This is a genomic window from Chromobacterium sp. Panama, assembly GCF_003052555.1.
In the GTDB taxonomy this organism is placed as follows: domain Bacteria; phylum Pseudomonadota; class Gammaproteobacteria; order Burkholderiales; family Chromobacteriaceae; genus Chromobacterium.
Window position 1 is genome coordinate 3,644,502 of record NZ_QARX01000001.1, and the last position, 13,622, is coordinate 3,658,123.

Consider the following 13,622-nt stretch of genomic DNA (forward strand, 5'->3'; position numbering starts at 1 on the left):
GTCTACAACAAGGCTTTCACCATCGACAACAGCCGCTCCACGTCGCCGGGCCGGGTTTCGCCGCTGGCGTCGATGATGGAACTGTACACATGCGGTATCACCTTGGGCACGCCGGCCTCCAGCGCCAGGCGGACGATCTCGCTGAAATTCTCCAGCGTGATGCCGCCGGTGGGTTCCAGCCAGAAATCATGCCGCGCGCAGGCCTCCGCCACCGCCAGGTATTCGTCGCGGCAATCCAGCCCGCCCATGGGGAAGTACTTGATCGAACTGCCGCCCATATCCTTGAGCATGGCGATGGCGGTGTCCACCGGCGCGGCGCAGACCGGCGCGCCGGCGCTGAGCGGACCCGTGGACACCTTGACCAGGCCCGGAATGCCGCTGGGCGACACCAGGCCGTTGACCACGGTACGCGCCTGGCCCAGCAGCGCGCGGCTGGCGCCCACGCCGGTGAACACCTGATTGACGTGCTGCGGCTGCACTTGGCCGGCAATGGCGCTGACCATGTCGGACTGGCGCGGATCGCCGGCGCCCAGCCCCACCGACAAGGCGTTGTCTATCAAGGCCGCGTACTCACGCATGTCCGCCACCGCGCTGTCCACGTCGGCGTAGTTCTTCGACAGCACGCCCACCAGCACATGGCCTTCCGCCGCCTGATGAATCTGACGGGCATTGTGCTTGCTTCCAGCCAGTACATTCAAGCAAACGCGGTCCTGATAAAAATGGGGTTCCAGTTTCATGCCTTCTCTCCCGTCAGCAAGCGGCGGATGCGCGTGCCGATCTGTTCCAGCTGAGCGGCGTCCACGCTGCGCGCGTCCACCTCCAGCTTGCCCTCGTTGGCCCGGTATTCCCGGAAATAAATGGCGATCTCGCCCTGTTTCAGCGCGGCGGCGGCGGCCACCGCGCTGACGCCGGTGGCGCTGGCGTCGAAAGCGATCTCGGCGCGGGCGATGTCGCGGCCGGCGGCGTCCCAGACCAGGCGCGCGCTGACGCCGGCCAGTTGGTTCAGCCCGGCGATGAAGGGCCGCAGCCGCTCCGCCATCGCCGCCCCGCTTTCCTTGTCCTGCTTCAGATAGCGTTCTATCGCGCACGTCAGGCCCAGAATGCCCTCCTTGCCCACCTTCATCGCCCGGCCTATGCCCTGGCTTTGCAGCTTGACCCATTCCACATACTGGCGGCGGCCCAGCACCAGGCCGCTGGTCGGCCCCTCTATCGCCTTGGCCCCGCTGTAGATCACCAGGTCCGCGCCCAGCCGGTAATACTCGCGCAAGTCCTCCTCCGCCGCCGCGTCGACGATCAGCGGCACCTTCCGGCGGCGCGCCACCTCGGCGGCCTCGGCCACGCCGAGCACGCTTTTCTGCAAGGCGTGGTGGGACTTGATATACAAAATAGCCGCCGTGCCGGGGCCGACCGCCGCCTCCAATTGCGCGGCCGAGCACTCATTGCCCCAGCCGGCCTCCACCACCTGGCCGCCGCCCAGCGCCACCATGGCGCCCACCGGCGCGCCGAAATTGACGTTGTGCCCCTTGGGCAGCACGATCTCACGCGGTCCGGCCACCGGCTGCGCGTGCAGATTCACCAGCAGGCGCGGGTCGTCGCGGACGATGACGGCGGCCACGGACTGGGCGATGCCGGCGGCGGCGCAGGACACCACCGTCGCGGCCTCTACCTCCAGCAGCCGGGCGATATAGTCGCCGGTCTTGTCCACCAGATCCTTCATCTCGAAATAGCGCTCCAGGCCTTGGGCCATCGCCGCCCTCACTTCCGGCGCCGGCGTGGACACGCCGAGCAGGGTCATGCGGCCGGAAGCGTTGATCACCGGCTTAAGCTGGTACTGCTCATAGATCGAAGACATGACAAGCCTTTCCTTGTTCGGTGGGCAGCAAGACGCCGCCCGCCACCGCCGCCAGCGGCGTCAGGTGCCGCACGCCGGTCAACGTGTCGCCGTCGCTATCGCTCTGCGGCCGCGGCGCGGTTTCAATGTCGAAGATGGTCAGATCGGCGTCCGCGCCCGCTTCCAGCCGGCCTTTGCCGCCCAGTCCCAGCGCTTCCGCCGGCCGCCGGGTCACGCAGTCCAGCACCCTCTCCAGCGGCATGCCCAGGCTCAGGAATTTGGACATCACCGCCGCCAGGCCGAACACCGGCCCGGCCACGCGGTTGCGGCAATAGATGTCCGAGCTGATGGTGTCCGGGTACAGGCCCAGCGCCATGGCTTCTCGCGCCACGCGGAAACTGAAGCTGGCGCTGCCGTGGCCGACGTCCAGCAGCACGCCGCGCTCGATCGCCGCCCGCACCGAGGCGCGCAGCACGCCAGCGGCGTCCAGGATGCGGTTGGGCTTGCCGTTGAAGCAGTGGGTGACGATATCGCCCGGCTCCAGCCATTCGGCGATCTCGTCCAGCGACGGCGGGGTGTTGCCGATATGCACCATCAAGGGCAGCGGCCCGAAGCGCCGCTGTATCTCCTTGGCCCGCGCCAGCGGCGCGACGCCGTTGGCGCCGACCACGCTGCCGCTGAGCCGCGCCTTGATGCCGACGATGAAATCGCGATGCGCGCGGATGGCCGCGCCGGCCAGCGCCACGTCGACGTCGTCCAGATTGGCCAATTCATGCTGGGTGACGAGGCCGATGCGCGAGATGTTCAGCAAGGCGCGCACATCGGTGCGGCAAGCGCCGGCCAGCTCGCGGAAGGCGGCGACGTCGTCGGCCCCTACGCTGCCGGCGTCCACCACCGTGGTGACCCCGCCGGCCACGCCCACCTGATCCGGCTCATCGTGATAAATCGGCGAGGCCGGGTTGCAATGCACATGGCCGTCTATCCAGCCGGCGCTAAGCCGCCAGCGTCCGTCCAGCCGCAGCGTGCGCCGGGCCGGGCCGTCCAGCCGCCCCAGCCCGGCGATCTTGCCGTGGCGGACCGCAATGTCCATTACCGAGCCGTCGGCCAGCAAAGCGTCCTTGATCAGCAAATCATCCATCGCCGCCTCCTCAGGCAATCGCCACCGGGAACAGCGTGCCCAGCAGCATCGCGCCCAGGATGGCGCCGCCGGTGATGGGCTTGCCCCACAGATAGAAGACCAGCGCGCCCAGCAGCGAGCCGACGCCGATGGGAATCGACGCCGCCATCGCCGACAGGATGATCAGCGGGCCGAGGAAGCGGCCGGAGGAGTTGCCCGCGCCCATCATCACGTCGGCGCCGTAAGTGGAATTGCCCTGATTGATGGTGAATTTGCGCGCGAAAATAATGACCGCGCCGATCAGCAAGCCGATCACCATCCCGGTGGCCAGCGCCGCGCCGAAGTTTTCCACCGGAAACAAGATGCCGGCGCCGAGGAACATCGCCGGAATGCCCAGGCCGACGCCGGTCATGATGGCGCCGCCGATGTCCAGGATGCCCACCAGCGAGCCTTCTATCACCCGGGCGAACAAGAAGCTGGCGCCGAAGGCGGCCACCGCGCCGTAGACGCCGGTGTCCATGCCGGCGCGCAGCATCGACACGAAGGCCACCTCGTTGAAAGCGCCGATGCCGTAGACGTAATACATATGCGTGCCGGCGAACACGCCGGCGGACAACAGCCCCACCAGCAAGGGAAAAGACCAGTCCGCCAGCCAGAAGCCGCCGGCTTGTGCTTGTTCAGTCATCATTCTCTCCTTCAACCTCAAGCGCCGCGCACGGCGGCGTGCAGCAGTTCCAGCCAGGACGGGGCGTTCAAGTGGAAGCTGCTCAGCAGCTTCAGATCAAAGCCGCGGAAGAAGGCGCTGAGCGCGAACAGCGCCACGATGGCCGCCATCATCAGCTTGGTCACCTTGTTCCAGCCGCCCTCGTCCACGCCCTTGCCGATCAGAATGCCCAGCACCAGGCCCGGCACCGCATTGCCCATGATCAGTTGGGCCAGGCCGCCGAACACCGTGCCCCACAGACCGGAACGCCGGCCGGCCTCAATCGCCGCCAGCCAGAAAATCACCGGCATCACGGTGTTGACCAAGAGGTTGGCCGCGGGCACCAAGACCTTGACCGCGGTGATTTGCAGCGAAGCCGGCACCGCCGAAGCGGTGGTGTTCAGGAAGGCCACCAGCAGCATGCCGATTACCCCGCACAGCAAGGCCATCTTGCGCGGGTTGTGCAGGGTCTCCGCCAGATTGCGGTTGCGCGCCAGCAAAGCCGCGGCGCCCCAGTGCGGAATCACCCGGTGGTCGATGTCCTGGGTGAAGGCGCCGGCGGCCACCGACGAGGCCCAGGCGTTGAAGAAAAAGCCCAGGCCGAAGGAAAAATGCGAGGCCGGGTCGCCCTCGCAGGAATTGAGCTCGCCCAGGGTGCGGAAAGCGCCCATGCCCTGGGAAGTCGGCGCGTGGAACATGCGGGCCGCGCCGGCGCCCACCGCGACGCCGACCAGACCGCCTATCAACAGCGACTTGAGAAGAATGATCAGAAGCATGGCTTCCTCCTCGGAATAAAACGACAGCCGGCGCCTAAACCTGGCGCGCGACGAAGGGCACGGCCTCGATATCCAGCACCGTCACGCTGACCTCCACCTCCAGCGTGACGGCGTAGCTGAGCCTGTCCCGCGGCAGGAAGAAGAACAGAAAGCGCTCGCGGCGGCGGATCTCCTCCGCCGCGACCACCGTCACCCGCATGGGCTCGATGCGCAACAGCACCGGATGGCCGGCCGCCGTCACCGCGCGCTGCACGCCGGACAAGGCGTCGGCGCAAGCTTGCACCTTGCTGTCGCCGCGGCCGCTGACCGTCACGCTGGACTCGAAACGCCTTTGCATCGCTCAGCCGCCGTATTTCTTCTGATAGGCCGCCACCAGCCGCTGCCCCAGCTCTTCCTTGTCCATGAAGCCGAAGCCGAGCACGGTGTAGCCCTCCTCGATCGCGGTCACGCCCTCCTCCACCGAACGCATGCCGTACTTGGCCTTGTAGCCGTACTTGGTCTGCGCGGTGATGGCGCCGGCGCCGCCGCTGCCGCAGAAGGAAATGCCCAGCTGCGCGCCCTCCGCCTGCATCACGTCGCCCAGCTTCATATCCGCGGCCATGCCTGCGATCACCACCGCGCGCGCGCCGGCGGCCTCCGCGCCCGCGCCCACTTTCTGTCCCTTGCCCAGACGGTCGCCAATCACTACGGTTATCTGTGTCATTGTCTTCTCCTCTATCTCTCTATCTATGCACGGCGGACTTCAGGCCTTGTTCTTGGCCATCTCGAAATGAATGGACAGCAAAAGCGCTTCTTCTTCCGGCAGATTGCCGAACAGGGCCACCACCGCGGCGGACAGCCGCCGCGTGGTGTCCGAGATCTCGTCGAACAGGCTCTTGTCGAAATCCGGCAGCCCTTCGCCGGTCAGCGAGCGGCGCGCCATCGCCAGCACGTGCGAATCCAGCTTCTGCTGCTGAACCTCGGTCAGAGACTTGCCGGCCGCATCCAGCAAGGCGGGAATCTGCCCCAGAACCTGGTCCGCCAGGCGGCGGATCGCGGTCTGGTCGACGGCGGCGGGACGGACTTGATCGTTCATGAGCTTTCCTTTGCAAAACGGTTGGCGATGTCAGGAAACTGTAATCAAGCCGCCGGCAACTGTGGACCGGTGGATTTTCCGCTTCGAAACGGAAATCGCCTGCTCGCCGGGCGGAAACAAGGCGGTCCTGACCGTGCTTGCAGTTGAAGCGCGCGGCGGCTCGGGCGATACTTCGCGGATTGACCACTGAATAGATGGATGCAAGGCATGACCCACCGCATCGTGTTTGTAGAAGACGACGCCGACCTGGCCGAGCTGATCAGCGACTTTCTGTCCCGCCATGAAATGGACGTGGTGGTGGAACCGCGCGGTGACGCCGCGCTGGACACCATCGCCCGCGAAGCGCCGGACCTGGTGCTGCTGGACATCATGCTGCCCGGCAAAGACGGCCTCTCCATCTGCCGCGAGCTGCGTCCCAAATTCGACGGCCCCATCATCATGCTGACCTCGCTGGACAGCGATATGAACCAGATCCTGGGCCTGGAACTGGGCGCCAACGACTACATTCTGAAAACCACGCCGCCCTCGGTGCTGGTGGCGCGGCTGCGCGCCCAGCTGCGCAATCTGCGGCCCGCTCCGGCCAACGCCGACGCCGCCGCGCCCAAGCCCGGCACCCGCAAAGTGGTGTTCGGCCAACTGGCGATAGACCCGATCAGCCGCGACGTGACGCTGGCCAATGAAAAGATCCCGCTGTCCACCTCGGACTTCGATCTGCTGTGGCTGCTGGCCAGCCACGCCGGCGAAACCCTGAACCGCGACATCCTGCTCAAGGAAATGCGCGGCGTCAGCTACGACGGCCTGGACCGCAGCATAGACGTGGCCATCTCGCGGCTGCGCAAGAAACTGGGCGACAATCCCAGCGAGCCGTTCCGCATCAAGACGGTGCGCAACCGCGGCTATCTGTTCTCCTTGTCCGGCTGGGAGTAAGCGCGCATGCGCCGATTGTTCATCCAGTTCTACCTGCTGCTGATGACCTGTTTCCTGGTGGCGGTGGTCTTGGTGGGCGCGGTCTACAAGCAGGCGGTGGACGACGTGGGCGAGCGCTATCTGTCCGACCTGCTGCGCACCACGCTGTCGCTGATCGAAGCCGATCTGCGCGGCGTGCCGGAAGACCGCTGGAGCGAAACGCTGGCCAACTCCGACCACGGCTTCACCTTCCGCGTCAAAGTGGAGAAGATGAGCAGCTATCTGCTGGACGACGAATCCAAGCAGGCGCTGGACCGCGGCGAAATCGTGATGCTGGAAGACAAATACGTGTTCCTGCAAAAGCTGGAGGACAGCAACTACCTGTTGGTGGCCGGTCCGCTGCGCTATCTATTCTTCCTGCACCAGCTCAAATGGTTCGACTACGCGCTGCTGGGCTTCATCGGCCTGTCGCTGGCGATACCGGTGTTTCTATGGATGCGGCCGCACTGGCGCGACCTGGTGGCGCTGGAGCAGACCGCCGGCAAGCTGGCCAGCGGCAATCTGTCCGCCCGCGTGGACCTGCCGCCGCGCTCCGGCGTCAGCCAGCTGGGCGTCGCCTTCAACCACATGGCCGACAATATCGCCGCGCTGATCAATAGCAAGAAAACCCTGACCAACGCCGTGGCCCACGAGTTGCGCACGCCGCTGGCGCGGCTGCGCTACCGGATGGCGCTGCTGGAAGGCGACGAGAGCAGCCCGGAGCGGCAGGCGATAGAGCGCGACCTCTCCGCCATCGACAAGCTGGTGGAGGAGCTGCTGCTGCACGCGCGGCTGGACCGGCCGGAAGCGCCGCTGAAGCTCAGCAGCTTCGACGCCATCCCCTGGGCCAAGGACCGCATCGCCGGCCAGGCCGCGCTGACGCAGGACATTCAATGGCTGGAGCCGGCCGGGGCCAGCCTGGCCATCACCGCCGACGAACACCTGCTGACCCGGGTGCTGGACAACTTCCTGTCCAACGCCCGCCGCCACGCCAACCGCCTGGTGCAGACCAGCATCATCGTCGAGCAGCGCCACTGCATCATCATGGTGGACGACGACGGCCCCGGTATTCCGGAACAGGACCGCGGCCGGGTGTTCGACGCCTTTGTGCGGCTGGACGAAAGCCGCGGCCGCAAGACCGGCGGCCACGGCCTGGGACTGGCCATCGTCGCCGGCATCGCCCGCGCCCACCGCGGCGAGGTGAAAGTGGAAAGCTCGCCGCTGGGCGGCGCGCGCTTTCTGTTCCGCTGGCCGATCTGACATCCGTCGCCGCCGCGCCTGTACATTCCGTAACATTGGGATACACAGAAGGCATAGACTCAGCCCCTTGTCATGGTTAGCATTTCGGCCTGAAAAGGACTACATGTCCACTTTCATACCAATCCAAGAAACTTAGGAGTTTCATAAATGAAAAAGCTGGCTCTGCTTGCTCTGACCGCTGCTTTCAGCCTGGTGTCCGTTAACGGCTTCGCCGCTGAAAAAGCTGCTGCTTCCGCTCCGGTTGCGATCCACAAGGCTAAGAAAGCCGAGAAAAAAGTAGCGAAGAAAGAAGCTTCCGCTGCTCAAAAAGCTCAGGCCGCCAAAGCCGAAGCTTCCGCTCCGAAGGCTAAAAAAGCCAAGAAGCACGTAGCTAAGAAAGAAGCTTCCGCCGCTCAGAAAGCTCAAGCCGCTAAAGCTGAAGCTTCCGCTCCGAAAGCTAAAAAAGCCAAGAAGCACGTAGCCAAGAAAGAAGCTTCCGCCGCTCAGAAAGCCCAAGCCGCCAAGGCCGACGCTTCCGCTCCGAAAAAAGCCAAAAAAGCCAAAAAGCACGTAGCTAAGAAAGAAGCTTCCGCTGCTCAGAAAGCTCAAGCCGCTAAAGCCGACGCTTCCGCTCCGAAAGCTAAAAAAGCCAAGAAGCACGTAGCCAAGAAAGAAGCTTCCGCCGCTCAGAAAGCCCAAGCCGCCAAGGCCGACGCTTCCGCTCCGAAAAAAGCCAAAAAGCACGTAGCTAAGAAAGAAGCTTCCGCTGCTCAGAAAGCTCAAGCCGCTAAAGCCGACGCTTCCGCTCCGGCCAAAAAAGCCGCTAAAAAGCACAAAAAGCACGCTGCTAAGAAAGAAGCTTCCGCTGCTCAGAAAGCTCAAGCCGCTAAAGCCGACGCTTCCGCCCCGGCCAAAAAAGCCGCTAAAAAGCACAAAAAGCACGTAGCCAAGAAAGAGGCTTCCGCTGCTCAGAAAGCCCAAGCCGCTAAGAAAGAAGCTTCCGCTCCGGCCAAGAAAGCCGAGAAGAAAGCTTCCAAAAAAGCTGCTTCCGCTGCCAAGTAATCAGGCGGCGAGCATTGCCGGAACCTCCGGCAATCGCACATAATTCGGGGCGCTTCGGCGCCCCGTTTTCATTTGCAAGGCCAAACTCGATGAAACTCCCGCTGCTTGTCCTCAGTGTTCTGCTTGCCCTGCCGGCGTCCGCCGCCCCCACCGTCTCCGCGGAACACAAGATCCTGTTCTTCGGCCAGGACGATCGCGTCCGCACTCGCCCCGACCATCAACCCTGGCTCGCCGTCGGGCAATTGCAAACCCGCTCCCGCACCATCTGCACCGGCGCGCTGGTGGCGCGCGACGTAGTGCTGACCGCCGGCCATTGCTTCGTCGACGAGAAAGGCCGTTTCGATCCGGCGGTCAGCTTCACCGTCGGCCTGTGGGGCGATGAATTCACCGCGCGCAGCAAGATTTTGGAAGTGCAGGTGGACAAGAGCTTTCTCAAAGGCCTGGACCGCCGCGCCGACGGCCTCTACATCCCGCCGCGCATCGCGCCGCGCGACTTCGCCTTCGTCCGCCTGGCCACCCCCTTGGGCGACACCCAGGGCGTGCTGCCCGTCTTCAGCGGCAACGCCAAGCAGTTGCGCGAATTGCTGAACCAGCGGAGCTGGACGCTGACCCAGGGCGGCTACCCCATCGACGATCAAAAACACCTGCTGGTGCACAACGCCTGCAAGGCGACCAAGCTGCGCCCGGACGGCCGCCTGACCCACCGCTGCGACACGCTGGAAGGCAATAGCGGCTCGCCAGTGTTCGTGATGGGGCCGGGACAGCCGGTCATCGTCGCGGTGCAAAGCTCCGCCCCCACCGCCGCGCGGCGCAAGCAAGAAGACAATATGAGCGTCAGCGCGCCGATGTTCTACGATGCGCTGCAGCAGTTCATCAGCAAGAGCGCCAAGCCATGAAAAAAGCCCCGGCGACGGGGCTTTTTACTATTCAGGGCTTGCGCCCTCACTCCGCCAGCGCCTGGCGCTGCAGCGCCACCAGCTCGCGGATGCCGGAACGGGCCAGGCCCAGCATCGCCTGCAGCTCTTGATCGCCAAACGGCTCGCCCTCGGCGGTGCCCTGCACCTCAACGAAGCGGCCGTCTCCCGTCATCACCACATTCATATCGGTGTCGCAGTTGGAGTCTTCCGCGTAATCCAGATCCAGCACCGGCATGCCCTGATACAGGCCCACCGAAATGGCGGCCACCTGGTCGCGCAGCGGGTTCTCGCTCAGCTTGCCCTCGCGCAGCAGCAGGCCGATCGCGTCGGCCAAGGCCACGTAGGCGCCGGTGATGCTGGCGGTGCGGGTGCCGCCGTCGGCCTGGATCACATCGCAATCGATCTGGATCTGGCGCTCGCCCAGCTTCTCCAGATCCACCACGGCGCGCAGCGAGCGGCCGATCAGGCGCTGAATCTCCTGGGTGCGGCCGGACTGCTTGCCGGCGGAGGATTCGCGGCGCATGCGGGAGCCGGTGGAGCGCGGCAGCATGCCGTACTCGGCGGTCACCCAGCCGCGGCCCTTGCCCTTCAGGAAGCCCGGCACGCCGTCGTCCACGCTGGCGGTGCAAATCACCTTGGTGTCGCCGAACTCGATCAACACCGAACCTTCGGCGTGCTTGAGGTAGTGGCGGCTGATCCGCACCGTGCGCAGGGCATCGGCCGGGCGTTGGGAAGGTCGCATCATGTCATCGTCCAGAACGGTAAATGCCGACGATTATATCAGTCGCCACCGACGACGGCGCTTAGTCGCGCTTGCCCGCCACCCGGCTGGCCAGAATCTCCTGATGCATGGTTTCCAGATTGGAGTCCAGAATCATCCGTCCCATCTGACGCGGCGTCGCCGTTTCCGTGTCCAGCACGTCCTCGCGCTCGCCGTAGTCCTGCGTCTCGTCCAGCAGGGTGACCGCCGCCGCGGACAGATTGTCCCCGCCGGCGCCGGCGCGGCGCTCCGCCACATTCATCAGCGCCGGCAAGACCTGGCTGACATTGCGGCGGACGAAGACCTTTTCCAGCTCCGGGTCCATCACCTGCGACCACAGGCCGTCGGAGCACAGCAGAATGGAGCAGCCCGCGCCCACGCTTTGTTTCTCGCCGACGTCGATGTCCGGATCGCTGGCCGCGCCCAGACAGTTGTAAATCTTGTGGCGTTCCGGATGCACCTTGGCAGCGTCCTCGCTCAACTGGCCCTGATCGATCAGGCGCTGCACCTGGGAATGATCGCGCGAACGCAGACGCAAGCCCTTCTCATCCAGCAGATAGAGCCGGGAATCGCCGACATGACACCAGTACAAGTGCCCCTGCTGGATGATGGCCGCCACCACCGTGGTGCTCGGCACCTCCGGCAGCCGGTGGTCGGCGGCGTAATCGAGAATGACTTGATGCGCGGTGCTGACCGCGTTGACGAGAAAGCGATTGGGATGCGTCAGCGTCGGCGTGGCTTGCTGGTAAAACAGCTCGCTGAGCAGGTCCACCGTGATTTGCGCCGCCACTTCGCCGCGCATATGCCCGCCCATGCCGTCGGCCACCGCCAGCATCACGGTGTCGCGCGAGTGGGCGATCACCAGCCTGTCCTGGTTGTACGCTCGCCCGCCGATGCGGCTTTCCTGATAGATGGATAGTTTCATGCCGATCCCCTCATCACGAGCGTCCGCCAGTCAGGTTTTTTATCCATCCCACCCACTTGCTGCCCGCCAGTTCTTCCGGCGGACTGTACTCCTCCGCCATCAGGCGCTTTTGCAGCCCCGGCACGGTGGCCGGCCTCTCCTCCGGAGACAGCGCCAGGCACTGATCGGTCAGCTCCAGCAACTCGCGGGAGTACAAATGGCGGAAGGCCTTGCTCGCCGGCGTCAGCCGATCGCTTTCCTTGCGCTCCTTGGAAATCTGCGGCGTGCCGCCGCCCATGCAAGCGTAAAGACAGGCGCCCAGCGCGTAGATATCGGTCCACGGCCCTAGCGGCGCGTCTTTTTCATATTGCTCGGGCGCGGCGAAGCCCGGGGTGTACATCGAGGCGAAGTGCTTGTCGCGGCGCGACAAGGTCTGCCTGGCCGCGCCGAAATCCAGCAGCAGCGGCGCGCCGTTGCGGCGCAGATAGATATTGGCGGGCTTGATGTCCAGATGCAGCAGACGCTGCAGATGGACCTCCCGCAGCCCGGACAAGAGCGCGGCGAACCATTTGCGCAGGCGGCGCTCGTCCAGCCGTCCGCCGGCCAGTTCCAGTTCCCGCACCAGCGAGCGGCCGTCGGCGTACTCCATCACCATATAGACCGTCTGATTGGCGCGGAAGAAATTGATCACTCGCACCACGGTGGGGTGGGAAATGCCGGAGAGAATGCGCCCTTCCTCGAAAAAACACTTCAGGCCCAGATTGAAGGCCTCGCGGTCCAACTCATGCGGCACCGTCACGTGACCGTCCTCGTCGCGCAGCGCCAGATTGCGCGGCAAGTACTCCTTGATCGCGAACTTATTGTCCTGATCGTCCAGCGCCAGATAGACAACACTGAAGCCGCCCACGGAGAGTTGGCGGACAATCGTGTACTCGCCCAGCCGGGAGCCGGCCGGCAAAGCGGTCTGCTGGTTCGATTGAGTCATGGGGTGTCAGTTGTTATAGTGTCCACAGGCCTTGGATTGAGCTTAGCAAAGCAATTCGGGCCCAGCCTTGAGAAAGTAAACAATCCGCTCATCTAAGGGGGTGTCTGATGATTTTAAGTATGACAGGCTTTGCCGCAAGCAGCAGGGAATTTCCCGGCGGTTTGCTGAGCCTAGAAATTCGCTCGGTCAACCACCGTTACCTTGATTTGCAAATGCGCTTGCCGGAAGAATTGCGCGTGATCGAGCCGCAATTGCGCGAGCTGATTTCCGCCAAGGTCAGCCGCGGCAAGCTGGAATGCCGCGTCGGCATCAATCAGGTGGACAGCGCCGTGCCGACGCTGGAATTGAACCAGGCCGTGCTGCAGCGCCTGATCGAGGTCTCGCAGCAGGTGCGCGAGCAGGCCGGCGAAAACCGCGGTCTGTCGGTAGGCGAGCTGATGCGCTGGCCCGGCGTGATGAAAACCAACGAGTTGCCGCCGGAAGTGCTGCAGCAGCTGTGCACGGAAAGCCTGGCGGTGGCGCTGAAGGACTTCAACGCCTCGCGCGGCCGCGAAGGCGAAAAACTCAAGGTGGTGCTGGAAGAACGCATCACCGGCATGGAAGCCATCGTCGTCGCCATCAAGCCCAAGCTGCCGGCCATTCTGGACGCTCATATGTCCAAACTGTCCAGCCGCCTGCAAGAAGCGCTGGGCAATGTCGACGAAGACCGGCTGAAGCAGGAATTCGCGCTGTTCGCTCAGAAAATAGACGTCGATGAAGAACTGGCCCGCCTCAGCACCCATCTCAGCGAAGTGCGCCGCATCCTGAAAGCCGGCGGTCAGTCCGGCAAGCGTCTGGACTTCCTGATGCAGGAGTTGAATCGCGAAGCCAACACGCTGGGGTCCAAATCGGTCTCCACGGAAACCACGCAGGCCTCGGTGGAGTTGAAAGTACTGATTGAACAGATGCGCGAGCAGATCCAGAATATCGAGTAAGCGCGGCGCCGGCGGCCAGAGCCGCCGCGGCAAGCCCTCCTAGACCTTAGGGAAAGACCAAAACATGACCAAAGCAGAACTGATCGCGGCCTTGGCCGAGACATCCGGCCTGAGCAAGGCCGACGTGCTCCGGGTGTTGGGCGCTTTTGACGAAGTGCTGCAAAACGCGCTGGCCAACGGCGACGAAATCACCACCGTGGTGGGCAAATACAAAGTCAAGGAAAGCGCCGCCCGCACCGGCCGCAATCCCAAGACCGGCGAGACCATCGAGATCGCCGCCAAGCGCAAAGTGGTGTTTCTGCCCAGCAAGCAGCTGAAAGACAAGGTCGCCTGA

Annotated in this window: 18 protein-coding genes; 7 read left to right on the forward strand and 11 right to left on the reverse strand. The window is 64.3% G+C overall.

Annotation, left to right across the window (positions count from 1 at the left end):
* Positions 1–2: 2 nt before the first annotated feature.
* From DB032_RS16505 to DB032_RS16540, 8 genes are read right to left on the reverse strand one after another with little or no spacing between them, the layout of a single operon-like run.
* A complete protein-coding gene (locus tag DB032_RS16505; RefSeq protein WP_081545444.1) occupies positions 3–737 on the reverse strand; it encodes a KDGP aldolase family protein in 735 nt (244 codons plus the stop codon).
* A complete protein-coding gene (locus tag DB032_RS16510; protein ID WP_107800430.1) occupies positions 734–1,852 on the reverse strand; it encodes a DgaE family pyridoxal phosphate-dependent ammonia lyase in 1,119 nt (372 codons plus the stop codon). Before DB032_RS16510 ends, DB032_RS16505 begins: the two co-directional genes overlap by 4 nt.
* Positions 1,836–2,969: an amidohydrolase/deacetylase family metallohydrolase gene (locus DB032_RS16515; protein WP_107800431.1), complete on the reverse strand. Its 1,134-nt coding sequence runs from the start codon at positions 2,967–2,969 to the stop codon at positions 1,836–1,838. The genes DB032_RS16510 and DB032_RS16515 overlap by 17 nt, the downstream gene beginning before the upstream one ends.
* A 10-nt stretch (positions 2,970–2,979) precedes the next feature.
* A complete protein-coding gene (locus DB032_RS16520) occupies positions 2,980–3,633 on the reverse strand; it encodes a DUF4310 family protein (protein ID WP_233246725.1) in 654 nt (217 codons plus the stop codon).
* Positions 3,634–3,650: 17 nt separating this feature from the next.
* On the reverse strand, positions 3,651–4,427 hold the full coding sequence (locus DB032_RS16525) for a DUF4311 domain-containing protein (protein ID WP_107800433.1): 777 nt from the start codon (positions 4,425–4,427) through the stop codon (positions 3,651–3,653).
* Between the two features lie 34 nt (positions 4,428–4,461).
* Positions 4,462–4,764 carry a DUF4312 family protein gene (locus DB032_RS16530; protein WP_107800434.1) on the reverse strand — a complete coding sequence of 101 codons (303 nt, stop codon included), beginning with the start codon at positions 4,762–4,764 and terminating at the stop codon, positions 4,462–4,464.
* 3 nt (positions 4,765–4,767) lie between these two features.
* Entirely contained in the window at positions 4,768–5,130 is a 363-nt protein-coding gene (locus DB032_RS16535; RefSeq protein ID WP_107800435.1) for an SFCGS family glycine-rich protein, read from the reverse strand.
* A 39-nt stretch (positions 5,131–5,169) separates the two neighbouring features.
* Positions 5,170–5,502, reverse strand: coding sequence for a glycine dehydrogenase (locus DB032_RS16540; RefSeq protein ID WP_107800436.1), 333 nt, complete (start codon positions 5,500–5,502; stop codon positions 5,170–5,172).
* Between DB032_RS16540 and DB032_RS23820 the strand changes: the two genes are divergently transcribed.
* The 5 genes from DB032_RS23820 to DB032_RS16560 all read left to right on the forward strand — a co-directional run bounded on the left by DB032_RS23820 (position 5,501) and on the right by DB032_RS16560 (position 9,644).
* The gene (locus DB032_RS23820; RefSeq protein WP_146176699.1) at positions 5,501–5,692 is read left to right on the forward strand and encodes a hypothetical protein; all 192 of its coding nucleotides are present in this window, start codon (positions 5,501–5,503) and stop codon (positions 5,690–5,692) included. The two genes, DB032_RS16540 and DB032_RS23820, sit on opposite strands and share 2 nt — an antisense overlap.
* Before the next feature lie 17 nt (positions 5,693–5,709).
* The gene (gene rstA, locus DB032_RS16545) at positions 5,710–6,429 is read left to right on the forward strand and encodes a two-component system response regulator RstA (protein WP_039755039.1); all 720 of its coding nucleotides are present in this window, start codon (positions 5,710–5,712) and stop codon (positions 6,427–6,429) included.
* A gap of 6 nt (positions 6,430–6,435) precedes the next feature.
* Positions 6,436–7,707 carry a two-component system sensor histidine kinase RstB gene (gene rstB / locus DB032_RS16550; protein WP_107800437.1) on the forward strand — a complete coding sequence of 424 codons (1,272 nt, stop codon included), beginning with the start codon at positions 6,436–6,438 and terminating at the stop codon, positions 7,705–7,707.
* Between the two features lie 147 nt (positions 7,708–7,854).
* The gene (locus DB032_RS23825; RefSeq protein WP_146176700.1) at positions 7,855–8,748 is read left to right on the forward strand and encodes a hypothetical protein; all 894 of its coding nucleotides are present in this window, start codon (positions 7,855–7,857) and stop codon (positions 8,746–8,748) included.
* 89 nt (positions 8,749–8,837) lie between these two features.
* Positions 8,838–9,644, forward strand: coding sequence for a serine protease (locus DB032_RS16560; RefSeq protein ID WP_107800439.1), 807 nt, complete (start codon positions 8,838–8,840; stop codon positions 9,642–9,644).
* Between the two features lie 46 nt (positions 9,645–9,690).
* Here DB032_RS16560 and rph read toward each other — a convergent pair whose 3' ends face one another.
* The 3 genes from rph to DB032_RS16575 all read right to left on the reverse strand — a co-directional run bounded on the left by rph (position 9,691) and on the right by DB032_RS16575 (position 12,314).
* Positions 9,691–10,407 (reverse strand): ribonuclease PH, encoded by a 717-nt coding sequence (gene rph / locus DB032_RS16565; protein ID WP_107801945.1) that lies wholly within the window; start codon positions 10,405–10,407, stop codon positions 9,691–9,693.
* A gap of 61 nt (positions 10,408–10,468) precedes the next feature.
* Positions 10,469–11,350: a PP2C family serine/threonine-protein phosphatase gene (locus DB032_RS16570; protein WP_107800440.1), complete on the reverse strand. Its 882-nt coding sequence runs from the start codon at positions 11,348–11,350 to the stop codon at positions 10,469–10,471.
* Positions 11,351–11,363: 13 nt separating this feature from the next.
* The gene (locus DB032_RS16575; protein ID WP_081545449.1) at positions 11,364–12,314 is read right to left on the reverse strand and encodes a serine/threonine-protein kinase; all 951 of its coding nucleotides are present in this window, start codon (positions 12,312–12,314) and stop codon (positions 11,364–11,366) included.
* A gap of 107 nt (positions 12,315–12,421) precedes the next feature.
* On the opposite strand from DB032_RS16575, the gene DB032_RS16580 reads away from it, so the two are divergent.
* Together DB032_RS16580 and DB032_RS16585 are read left to right on the forward strand one after the other, a co-directional pair.
* The gene (locus DB032_RS16580) at positions 12,422–13,288 is read left to right on the forward strand and encodes a YicC/YloC family endoribonuclease (protein ID WP_107800441.1); all 867 of its coding nucleotides are present in this window, start codon (positions 12,422–12,424) and stop codon (positions 13,286–13,288) included.
* A gap of 64 nt (positions 13,289–13,352) precedes the next feature.
* Positions 13,353–13,622, forward strand: a complete 270-nt coding sequence (locus DB032_RS16585; protein WP_048414328.1) for an HU family DNA-binding protein — start codon at positions 13,353–13,355, stop codon at positions 13,620–13,622.